We start from the raw sequence: 12251 nt of genomic DNA on the forward strand, positions 1-12251 counted from the left end.
TAATGAGATTTTTAGTTTTATTAAAAAAGTATTTAAGCAATTTTTTTAACAATCTTACCAGGCTAGTTAGTGATGCTACATTCAAGACCAGCCCACTCTCGCCAATAGTTACAGATGCCCAATTTTTGCCAAATAAAAATACAAAATCCAGCACAGCCTATTTAGATGACCATGAATTAACGGTTTTAGCCAAAATATTAGCGGCTGAACATAAGGCGAATAAGCCCCGGCCTACGCCATGGTATCGTATCAAACTTACATTTGCCGAAGAAGCAAAAAATTTACTACGCGCAGTAACCATTTTCAATAAATCAGCCTTACAGGGCAAAAATATTCCCCCCAGTGCCAGCTGGCTTATCGATAATTATTATATCCTTGATAAAACGCAGCAGCAAATAATACAAGAACTAACGCCAAAATTATTAAAAAAAATAGGCCCAGCCAGCGATTTATGCCAACATTTTTTAGCGCGTCGTGATTATATAATCAATCTAAAGAGCTTTAAAAGCTTTATTCTTGCCTATCAAGAAATCAGCCCGCTAAGCCTAGATGCCATAGGCGCCCTACCTCTATGCTTGCGCTTGCATTTGGTGCATAAAGCCAGCGAAATAAGCACTAATTTGCAGAATCTAATTGCAATGTATCGCTTAAGCGGGCAGATAATCGAAACATTACATAAGGAAAAATTAGCACTTCAGCAACAACCACAATTTTTAGCTAAATTTCAACCCTATTTAAAAAATCCCAATTTTGTTACCAGCCTCTATTATCAATTACGCGAACAAGCCGAATATAGCATAGCCGTTAATTGGCTAAAGCAAAACACAAATAATTGCCAAACCATCGCCAGTGCCTTTGAAACAGAACAAGCTGAAAATTGCACCAGTATGGCGAATATCATCCAATCGATAAAAAATCTAGATAATATAGAATGGGAAAAATGGTTTTCTGACTTAAGCTTGGTCGATAAAATGCTAAGCGAAAACTGCGACTATAGCCAGCTAGACAATAATTCGCGCGCTATATGCCGCGAGGCGATAAAAGAAATTGCAAATCAAAGTCCCTTGTCGGAATTGGCAGTAGCAGAAAATACCATAAAGCTTATACAACAACAGCCCAGCCCCGTTGGCCATTATCTAATCGGCAAAGCAAGGCAACAGCTAGAGCAGTTTTGCAAATGCCACCTACATCTCAGCACAAGAATACAGCGCTCAATGCTAAAATATCCAATGGCGCTTATGCTAGGCTGTGTAGCAGCAATAGCGGTGCCCTTATGCCTAATGCTGATTTTCACATTGGGCAATTATTGTAGCATCGGGCTACGCATTACATTTATAGCGCTATTCACGCCTTTTGCCATAGAGGTTGGAATTACGGTATTTAATAAAATTATCGCTAGCTTTCTACCCACAAGAAAATTGCTTGGCTATGATTTTAGCGGGACTATACCAGAGTCCTATAGCAGCTTGGTGGCTATTCCTACCCTATTGATTAGCAAAGAAACAATCGATGAATTAATACAAGCCTTAGCGGCAAACTATATTAGCAATAGCAAAGGCGAGCTATATTACGCACTTATTACCGACTGGCTAGACAGCAAGTATGAAGAAACAGAGCAAGATTTACAATTGCTAAATTATACGCGGCAATCCATTGCTAAATTAAATCAACTCTATGCAACATCAGCCAAGCCTCGCTTTTTCCTATGTCATCGCAAGCGCCTTTTTAACCCCGCGCAAAATTGCTATATGGGCTGGGAGCGCAAGCGTGGTAAATTGCATGAACTCGCGCAGCTTTTACGTGGTAAAGCTTCAGAAACTAGTTTTATAGCAGAAGATTCAAACTTACCAGCAAATATAAAATATCTAATAACCCTAGATAGCGACACAAAATTATTGCCAGCCAGCGCCGAGAAATTAATTGGCAAATTAGCATATAGCCAACAAAGCAAATTAGGCTATAGCATATTGCAGCCACGTATTTTAAACTTAATTACGCCAGCAAAATTTAGCTCATATTTTCAGCAAATATTTAGCTGCGCGCCAGGCATCGACCCTTACAGCAGCGCTATTAACGATTCTTACCAAGATCTATTTGGCCAGGGTATTTATGTGGGCAAAGGTATTTATGACATCGACAGCTTCGAGCAAGCTTTGCAAGGCAAAATTACCGAAAATAGCGTTTTGAGCCACGATCTATTAGAAGGTTGCTATGCTGGCTGTGCTTTAGTTAGCGATGTATCTTTTGGCGAAGAGTACCCAAACAGCTATAGAAGCGATGCAAACCGGCTTGAGCGCTGGGCGCGTGGCGACTGGCAATTACTACCCTATATTTGGCGCAATATGGGCGCAAAAAAAGAGCTAAATAATCTATCACTCTGGCAGTTGCTAGATAATTTACGCCGCTGGAGTCTTGCACCCTTATTTATCTTCAATTATTTTCTAAGCATTTTATTCTTACCACCTCATACAAGCTTTATTTGGCAAATCAGCCTTGTGGCAGCGATTTTTAGCGCGCCCCTATTGGCTTTATGCAGCAGCATGCTTCATATAAAGCGCCATATTTACCTTAGTAGCCATCTCATGGCACTAGCCAAACAAAGCAAGTGTACGGCGATGGAAATTTTGACAAGGCTGTGCTTTATGGCCCATAGCGCGTGGTATCAAACGCGCGCGGCCTTAATTAGCCTATATCGTTTATTCATTAGTCACAAATATTTACTAGAATGGAAAAGCGCCAGTCTTGCCAATTTAGACAAGCAAGATTTACACAGTTTTATCGAATTCATGTTCAGCTCTGTGATAATAGCTGCTTTTGGCCTACTCCTATCTAATAATATCTATTTCACCTTTTGCGCTCTCTTATGGCTTTGTGCCCCCTTTATCGCCTATATAATAAGCCGCCCTGCTTGTAGAACACAAAAAATATCTCCTGCTATGGCTGAAGAATTCAAAGCTTTTGGCGAGCGTATTTGGCGCTTTTACGAAAATTTTTGCAATGCAGAAAATAATCATTTACCCATAGATAATTACCAAGAATATAATGGCGAAAAAATCGCCGCCCGTACCTCTCCAACAAATATAGGCATGTATTTGCTAAGCATCGTAGCCGCAAAAGATTTTGGCTGGATAAGTCTAGAAACGGCATTAAAACGTATTGAAAACTGCTTAGATTCGGTCAATAAATTACCCCAACACAAGGGACATTTATATAATTGGTACGACATAAAAACGCTAGCGCCCCTGCCCCCCTTTACCATATCTAGTGTAGATAACGGCAATTTGGCTGGGCATTTAATTGCGCTTAGCGGCGCCTTGGATAAATGGAATAGCCAAACAGCAGAGAATTACATCATCGCCGAGTGTGCGGCTAAACTGGCAATCTCTGCCAAAAATTTTGCTAATTCCATGGATTTTAGCTTTTTGTTATGCAAAAAAAAACAACTCCTATCTATTGGCTATGATATAACCCAGCAAAAATTATTACCTAGCTGTTATGACATGCTAGCCTCAGAAGCGCGATTGGCTTATTATGTAGCAATTGCCAAGGGCGATATATCCTATAAAATCTGGGGCCGCATGGGCCGCTTTTTAACCTCTATCAACGGCCAAGCAGCTTTACTTTCCTGGTCGGGCTCTATGTTTGAATATTTAATGCCACCCTTGGTATTACGCGAAGAAGCAGGATCTATAACGGGGCAAACCAATCGACTAATAATTAAAAAACAAATAGCTTATGGCCGCCTGCATAATCGCCCCTGGGGCATATCCGAAGCCGCCTTTAATGCTTTTGACACAGAGCTAAATTATCAATATTCTAACTTTGGTATACCAGATTTAGGTCTGCAGCGCGCCTTGGCAAAAAACTATGTTGTGGCACCTTATGCCAGCCTGTTGGCTGCACAGCTATACCCCAAAACTGCCTTGAGCAATCTTAGATATTTAAAAAAACTCGGTGCTTATGGCAAATATGGCTTTTTTGATGCAGTAGATTTTACTGTGCAGAGACTGCCCAAAAACGCCACTTCTAGCGCTAGCATTGTCGTAAAAAACTATTATGCTCACCATCACGGCATGTCGTTAATTGCTATTTATAATTTACTAAATAATAATCAAATGCAAGATTATTTTCATGCCAATGCGCATATTAAGGCCTATGAAAGCTTGCTGCAAGAGCAAGCCCCGCGCTGTGTGGCTTTTTCTAATTTTAAAACTATCAGCCAGCAGCAATCTACGCAAAATTTGTTTATGGCCGAGGCAGAACGAAACATAGCAAAGCCGCGTAGCTCAAAAGAATTGTTATTGCTAAATTCTGGAGCCAACCATATAATATTAAATAGTCGCGGCCAAACTGTAGATCATGCCACGGCTTTGCACTTACAACAAACCTTTATACTCAAGAACCTAGCGCAGCCGCTAGAATTTGACCTTTGTGCCCAAGCCTCGCGCTGTGTTTTTGCTCCTAGCTCTGCACAATTCTATGGCGAGCAAAACGGCATAGAAACAAGACTAAATATTATAGCCCTAGCGCCGAATGAGCATAATTTCTATCTTAACGGCTTTGGCTATGAGCTTACCCTAGTAAATAAAAATAGCCAAATGCAAGAGATAATTATCCAAGCTGCCATTAGCGGGGCCAAAGGCTATTTTCTAAACCCGCCACTTGCCAATGGGCAAATGCTTACCCTTAAACCCAACGCCAAACAGCGCTTAGTATTTTGGTATATTCTTGGTAATATCAGCGCAACAAAAGCCCAAATCTATAATTATCTAGAGCAACCAAACATATTTGCTATCGAAGCGCAAAAAAGCTGGGCATTTGAACAAGCCAGACTATTTCAAATGAGTATAAATTCGCAAGATGCGGCTAATTATCAAAAACTCTTGCCAGCTATAATTTACCAAAAACCGCACCCGCATATTATTATTAAAATCGAAAATAAAAACTATACTCATATCTTACGCGACATGCTAACAGCCGTAGCCTATCTACGCTCGCATGGATTAATTGTTGAGCTTACGGTGATAAACGAAGCACAGTCCCAAGATTTTGCCCAGCTAGAGCAAGAGATATGCTGGCTGCACCAGACTTATAGTGTACAAAACAGCGCATTCCACTATATTACTAAACAAGCAGAAAAAACACAATTAGCAGCAAGCAAGGCAGATTATCTTACGCTACAAGCGCAGCGTGGTTTTTTATCTGAACAATTTGCTAAGTAATTTAACCGGAGAGCTAGCATGCTACATCAAAATATCGCCATGCGCGTTTATAATCATCGCTGGAAATTAGATCCGATTATTCGCTCATTGCTAGACACAGATTTTTACAAGCTGTTAATGCTGCAAATGATTTGGCAGCTATATAACAATGTCGAAGCTAGCTTTAGCCTAATCAATCGCAGCCAACATATTCGCTTAAGCGATGAGGTTGACGAGACAGAGCTAAGAGAACAGCTAGACCATGCGCGCTCCCTGCGCTTTACCAAAAAAGAAATGATTTGGCTAGCTGGTAATATGTTTTACGGTCGCAAAAATATTTTTGAACCAGATTTTTTACAATGGCTAGAAAATTTTCAATTACCAGAATATCAACTGCAAAAACAAAATGGGCAATATAATTTAAGCTTTACCGGGCTTTGGCCCTATAGTACCATGTGGGAAATACCAGCATTAGCTATCATCAACACTCTACGCGCCCGCAAAGCCATGCAGAATATGGGGCGCTTTAGTTTAGATGTGTTCTATGCCAGAGCCAAGGCAAAATTATGGAGTAAGGTAGAGAGATTACGCCAGCTAGAGCATTTAAAAATAGCCGATTTTGGCACCAGGCGGCGCCATTCATTTTTATGGCAAAGCTGGTGCGTAGAAGCGCTAAAAGAAGGGCTGGGCGAAAAATTCATCGGCACATCCAATGTATTGCTAGCAATGAATAATGATCTAGAAGCCTCTGGCACCAACGGTCACGAGCTACCAATGGTCTTAGCAGCCATAGCAAAAAACGATGCAGAGATCATAGATGCACCCTATAGGGTAATGCGCGACTGGCAAAATTATTACAATGGCAATCTACTAGTAGCCTTACCAGATGTTTTTGGCACAGAGTCTTTTTTGCATAATGCACCAGATTTTGTAAAAGATTGGACCGGTTTTCGCCCAGACAGCGCGCCGCCAATACAGTCGGGCGAACGCTTAATAAAATGGTGGCAAGACCAGGGGCAAAATCCGCAAAAAAAGCTTATAGTATTTTCCGATGCAATGGATGCCGAAAGTATCGAACAGACCTATAGGCATTTCCAGGGCCGGGTACGCATGAGCTTTGGCTGGGGCACAAATTTAACCAATGATTTTGCCGATTGTAGCCCAATGTCAGAAGGCTGGTTGCAGCCAATTTCGCTAGTATGCAAAGTAAGCAAAGCCAACAATAATCCCGCGGTAAAGCTTTCTGACAATCCGCTAAAGGCTACTGGCGAACCCGCGCAAATAGAAAAATATCTTAAGCTATTTGGTAGCTCTGGCCGCAAGAATATAGAGCTAAAAAGCTAAACATCCAAATTGCTAACGCTCAATGCATTTTCTTTTATAAAATTACGGCGTGGCTCTACCTCGTCGCCCATTAAGCGAGAAAAAAGCAAATCAGCATCTATAGCATCTTCAATCTTTACCCGTAGCAACGAGCGCGCATCTGGGTCTAGTGTTGTTTCCCACAATTGGTCGGCATTCATCTCGCCCAAGCCTTTATAGCGCTGTAGACTTAGACCTTTTTTTGCCTTGGCAAAAATATGCTCGAGCAAGGCCAAAGGGCCGTCTATCGCCATGCTGGTATCTTTATAGGCCAAAACTGGCTTGCCTTCATAAATCTGTGCCAAATTTTCGTGCAATTTGTCTAGCTGCATAGCGTCAGAACTGCTAATAAAATTACGATCTATATAGATAGTTTCTTTTACACCGCGCAAGGTCCGCTCGAAAACCATACGATCTTCGTCCATATTTTGCTGCGGGTCTAAAACAACATAGCCTTGCCAGCTATCTTCAAATTCATTAGCTATCAAATTCAGCCTTTGGGCAACTTGCTGGGCAGCTTCATCAGTCATTTTACTCTGGTTTAACGCGCCCGCAATCGCCGCCTGCTCTATCAATTGCCGATTATATTTTACATGTATAGCTTGTAAAAATTGGCGCAGCCGCTTTGCTTCATATAATAGCTGTAATAAATCATTGCCCATGATGATTTCACCATTTTGCAGCTCTAGGCGAGTATCTTCCAAGCCGTTATTAATCAAAAACTCTTCAAAAGCAAGCTCATTTTTAATATATTGCGAGGACCGACCCTTGCTTACCTTATATAAAGGCGGCTGTGCGATATAAATATAGCCCTGTTCTAGTAATTGCGGCATTTGCCGAAAGAAAAAAGTTAGCAACAGCGTGCGAATATGCGCGCCGTCAACATCGGCATCGGTCATTATAATGATTTTATGATAGCGCAATTTTTCAATATTAAATTCATCCTTACCAATAGAGGTGCCAAGAGCAGTTATCAGCGTGCCGATCATTTCAGACGAAAGCATGCGGTCAAAACGCGCGCGCTCCACATTCAAGATCTTACCACGCAACGGTAATATCGCCTGATTTTTGCGCGAGCGGCCAGATTTAGCCGAGCCACCAGCGGAGTCACCTTCTACTATAAATATTTCTGACAATGCTGGGTCGCGCTCTTGGCAGTCGGCCAGCTTACCAGGCAAAGAGGCAATGTCCAACGCGCCCTTGCGCCTTGTTAATTCTCGCGCTCTTTTTGCTGCTTCACGAGCGCTAGCTGCCTCTATAACCTTAGCAATTAATATTTTAGCTTCTGCTGGGTGCTCTTCTAGCCAGGTTGCCAGGGCCTCATTCACAAAACTTTCAACCACCGTACGCACTTCGGATGAAACTAGCTTGTCTTTCGTTTGCGAAGAAAATTTAGGGTCGGGCACTTTAACAGACAAAATAGCCGTCAAGCCCTCGCGGCAATCCTCACCGGTTAGCGCTAATTTTGCCTTTTTTGCTAGCCCCGAACTCTCGGCATATTGATTCACCTGCCGGGTTAAGGCCGAGCGAAACCCCGCCAAATGCGTACCGCCATCACGTTGCGGAATATTATTGGTAAAGCACAATACCCGCTCAAAATAGCTGTCATTCCACCACATGGCCACTTCTACGCCCGTGCCATCCTTTTCGCCACTAATATAAATTGGCTTATCGATAAGCGGCTTTTTTGCCTCATCAAGATATTTTACAAATTCTTCTAGCCCACCGCTATAATGCAAATTCACCTCATGTATAGGTGATTTGCGCTTATCGGTAAGCTTAATATAAACACCTGAATTTAGAAAAGCCAACTCTCGCAATCGCCGCTCTAAAGTGGCAAAGTCAAAATCCACCATGGCAAAAGTATCTTTGCTGGGCAAGAAAGAAACGCTAGTGCCAGTTTCCTGCACATTTTCTTGAATCACACGCAGCGGTGCATCGGGCACACCATGGGTAAAGCTAATCTCATATTCCTTGCCACCACGCCGAATTCGCAGCTTTAGCCAGGTCGAAAGCGCATTGACCACCGATACGCCCACACCATGCAAACCACCAGAAACCTTATAAGAATTTTGGTCAAACTTACCACCAGCATGCAGCTGCGTCATAATAACTTCTGCCGCGGAAACCCCCTCGGTCGGATGAATGTCGGTTGGTATGCCGCGGCCATTATCTGTAACAGTACAAGACCCGTCTGCCTCTAGCGTTACATTAATCAAGCTGGCATGGCCCGCCAAAGCCTCGTCTATACCATTGTCCACTACTTCGTAAACCATGTGATGCAGGCCGGAGCCGTCATCTGTATCGCCAATATACATGCCCGGGCGTTTACGCACGGCATCCAGCCCTTTTAAAACTTTAATAGAATCAGCGCCGTATTCCGCTTGCGCTTGACGCGCGGCTTCTTCAGTCATATCATGCTCCAGAGAATAAGTAATGCAACTAGTATAACGCAAACGCCCGATTTTGCCAAGGATTTTACGTTTCATAATGCAAGAAAAATTAGCTAAAATTATAAGCCAAAACAAATTGCCGATAATGAGAAGTTTTGCAGAATTTCTAGCCAAGCAAGCTTGCCACAATATCATCTTATTGCAAGCGCCTACTGGCAGTGGCAAAACCACGCTTTTACCGCTATTTTTACTACAGCAAGGCTTGGGCAAAATTATCATAGCCGTACCACGGCGTATCGCTGCCAAAAGCATTGCCACTTATTTATCGCAGCTTTTGGGTAGTAAATTAGGCGAAACCATAGGCTATAGCGTTAAATTCGAACATAAGGCAGGTGCGCAAACACAGATTTTACTAGTAACTTGCGGCATATTAGAACGCATGTTGCTGCAAAATCCGGAGCTACCCGGCTATAAATATATAATATTTGACGAATTTCATGAAAGAAGCGCAAGCAGCGACTTTGCCCTGGCCCTAGCCTTAGAAAGCATGGCGGTATTGCGCCCTGACTTACGCATATGCATCATGTCGGCAAGCTTAGATATTTCTAGCCTACAAGCATTTTTGCCCCAAGCCAGCTTAATACAAACGCAAGGCCGATGCCACCCTATTGAGATAATTTATCAAGCACCACCAGTTAATAATGTCAATTTCAACCAATATATTACCAAAATCATCTTAACGGCGCTGGATAAATATGCAGATGATATCTTGGTTTTTTTACCAGGGCAAAAAGAAATCGCCGCTGTGGCCGCGCTAGCGCAGCAGGCATTACCTAAGGCAATAGAGTTACATCAATTGCACAGCAATATTGGTAGCCAAGCAACCGCAGCAATATTTAGCCCCAGCAATAAACGCCGCGTAATAATTAGCAGCTCTATTGCCGAAAGCTCAATAACGCTTGAGAATATCGGCGTAGTTATCGATAGTGGGCTTAGCCGGCGCGCTGTATTTTCGCCGCAGAGTAACAATGTCTATTTGGTAACGCAAAAAGCCAGCCTTAGCGCAATTGAGCAGCGCGCTGGCCGTGCTGGCCGCCTACGCCCCGGTGTTGCCATTCGCTTATGGGACAAGGCTACAAATATCAGCCGCCCGGCTTTTGATAGCCCAGAGATTTTACAAACAGATTTAAGCAAATTAATGTTAGACGCCGCCGCCAATGGCATAATAAATCTAGCAAATTTACCGTTTTTAACGCCGCCACCAGAAGCAATGCTGGCCCAGGCAAAAACACAGTTGCTGCGATATAACGCCATCACGGCTAGCGGCCATATTACCGAACATGGTAAAGAACTGCAAAAGCTAAATTTACCCCTGCCTTTGAGCAAAATGCTGCTCTATGCAAGAAGTAAAAATTGTATGAAAGAAGCAGCCTTACTTGGCCAAATGCTAGAAGAGCCGAGCTTTGCTAGCCATATTATCGACATAAGCTTGCGATTCGAAACATTGCGTAATCATAAAGGAGCGGCGGCAGCAAAACTACGCCGTTATAGTGAAAGATTCGCCGCTGCGGATCAAATGCAGCCCCTGGCCCCAAGCTTAATCGGCGAATTATTGCTGCAAGCCTTTCCCGAGCAAATAGCAAAAGCCTGCGGCTCTGGTTATTATCTTCTTAGCAATGGCAGCCGCGCTTATTTGGATGAAAGTTGCAACCTGGCTAGTTCTGTTTTCTTGATTATAGCCAAACTTCATGGTGCGCAGGGCAAGCAGCGCATAGTCGCAGCCTGCCCTATAGATAAAACGCTAATTGAAAATAGGCCCGATTTAATAAAACAATATGAGAAGATATATTATGACAAGGCCAGCGGAAATTTCCGCGCAATATTAACAACAACTATCGGCGCAATAGAACTACAAAAGCAACAATTACCACGCCCTACAAGCGCAGAATTCAGCATACTCGCCAGCAAAGCCATTAAAGAACATGGGCTAGAGCTTTTGGGACATAGTATAGAAATTGAAGCACTACTTAGCCGCCTGGCTTGGCTGCAAAACTCCTTTGCCGAGTTTAAGCCAATAATTAATGCAGAATATTTAAGCCAAAATGAAAATTGGCTACAGCCCTATTTAGCGGGCCTGCAAAGCTTTGGCGAGCTAAGCTGGCAGAATATAAAAAACGCCATTTTAAATATCTGGCCCTATGAGCTGCAAGAAAAAGCCGCAACCTTGGCCCCAGAATTTTACCAAACTTCCAAAGGCAAGGTGGCAATAGACTACACCACGCCGCAACCCCGGGTGCGCCTAAAAGCGCAGGAATTATACGGCGTGAGGCAAAGAGACTTTATCGGGGCTGGTAAATACCCCCTACAGTTTGAAATTCTCTCTCCCGCACGGCGCCCCATACAAATTACCGACAATGTGCCAAATTTCTGGCGCAGTTCTTGGCCCCAAATCGCGCGTGAAATGCGCGCCCGCTACCCCAAGCATTTCTGGCCCCTAGAGCCATAACCTATACAAGCGGCACTTTGCCCCATCTGTAATGCGTGCCAAAATGCCAATTTTTGCCACCATAGCTACGCCAACGTTGGTAGAGATAAATAAACCGATTTTTATTCCATCCACGACGTTTTTTGGGGTGCTGAATCTGCGATGGCATTTTTCTGCCATGGCCAATAATAGCAGGGTATAGCTGCAACACTTGCAGCTCCTGGGCCATGCCACACTCAAAACTATAATATAGAGCATCTACCAAAAATGGCGTGGTTTGCAATATTTGCGATAATTGCCGCGCTGTTTGGCGCGAAACAATATAGCCAGCAGCCAGATAGGAAGTTGACAAACGCTTATACAAGGCATAATCCGGCGTGATATTAGCGCTATATTCCAACAGCACATTCGACTTAACAGAGCCAGTATCTATTTTTAACAATTTAGTATTTGCTGGAATCCAACTGGAATCTTGTAAAAACTGAGCAGCGTTTTTTGACAATAGCGCGTCATCCTCTAGCACTACCCCATATTCATCTGCACCATTGGCAATAAGCTCTAGCGCCTTTGCATGGCTTAAATTACATGCAGCCTCGCCCAAATTTTCGCATAATAACCACGAGCAATAGTCACTCTTGCTATGCAGAGCAACTGTTTGCTCATAGTCTAAATCTCTAGCGTCAATAGCTGGCACTCGGGTAAAGCTTAAACCTAGATCGTGCATTTGCGCTTGAATATGCTGCAAGCGGCCCACCGCTCTATCTAGATTTATAACATATATTTGCACAATTTGCCCTTTCTATAAAAGTT

5 protein-coding genes are annotated in these 12251 nt (G+C 43.1%); 3 read left to right on the forward strand and 2 right to left on the reverse strand.

All coding sequences use genetic code 11. The annotated features are described in order from the left end of the window. Positions 1–2 precede the first annotated feature (2 nt). Together QVL57_RS02405 and pncB are read left to right on the forward strand one after the other, a co-directional pair. Positions 3–5222 carry a glucoamylase family protein gene (locus tag QVL57_RS02405; protein WP_290077216.1) on the forward strand — a complete coding sequence of 1740 codons (5220 nt, stop codon included), beginning with the start codon at positions 3–5 and terminating at the stop codon, positions 5220–5222. Between the two features lie 18 nt (positions 5223–5240). Next, the gene (pncB, locus tag QVL57_RS02410) at positions 5241–6545 is read left to right on the forward strand and encodes a nicotinate phosphoribosyltransferase (protein WP_290077218.1); all 1305 of its coding nucleotides are present in this window, start codon (positions 5241–5243) and stop codon (positions 6543–6545) included. Here the strand turns inward: pncB and gyrB are convergent. Beyond that, on the reverse strand, positions 6542–8977 hold the full coding sequence (gene gyrB, locus QVL57_RS02415) for a DNA topoisomerase (ATP-hydrolyzing) subunit B (protein ID WP_290077220.1): 2436 nt from the start codon (positions 8975–8977) through the stop codon (positions 6542–6544). The genes pncB and gyrB overlap by 4 nt on opposite strands. A 76-nt stretch (positions 8978–9053) precedes the next feature. On the opposite strand from gyrB, the gene hrpB reads away from it, so the two are divergent. Then, positions 9054–11462 carry an ATP-dependent helicase HrpB gene (gene hrpB, locus QVL57_RS02420; RefSeq protein WP_290077222.1) on the forward strand — a complete coding sequence of 803 codons (2409 nt, stop codon included), beginning with the start codon at positions 9054–9056 and terminating at the stop codon, positions 11460–11462. Position 11463: 1 nt separating this feature from the next. Here hrpB and QVL57_RS02425 read toward each other — a convergent pair whose 3' ends face one another. Continuing rightward, the gene (locus tag QVL57_RS02425; RefSeq protein WP_290077224.1) at positions 11464–12228 is read right to left on the reverse strand and encodes a glycosyltransferase family 25 protein; all 765 of its coding nucleotides are present in this window, start codon (positions 12226–12228) and stop codon (positions 11464–11466) included. Positions 12229–12251: the final 23 nt, after the last annotated feature.

It is taken from the genome of Bartonella sp. TP (assembly GCF_030406085.1).
GTDB lineage: Bacteria > Pseudomonadota > Alphaproteobacteria > Rhizobiales > Rhizobiaceae > CALTWN01.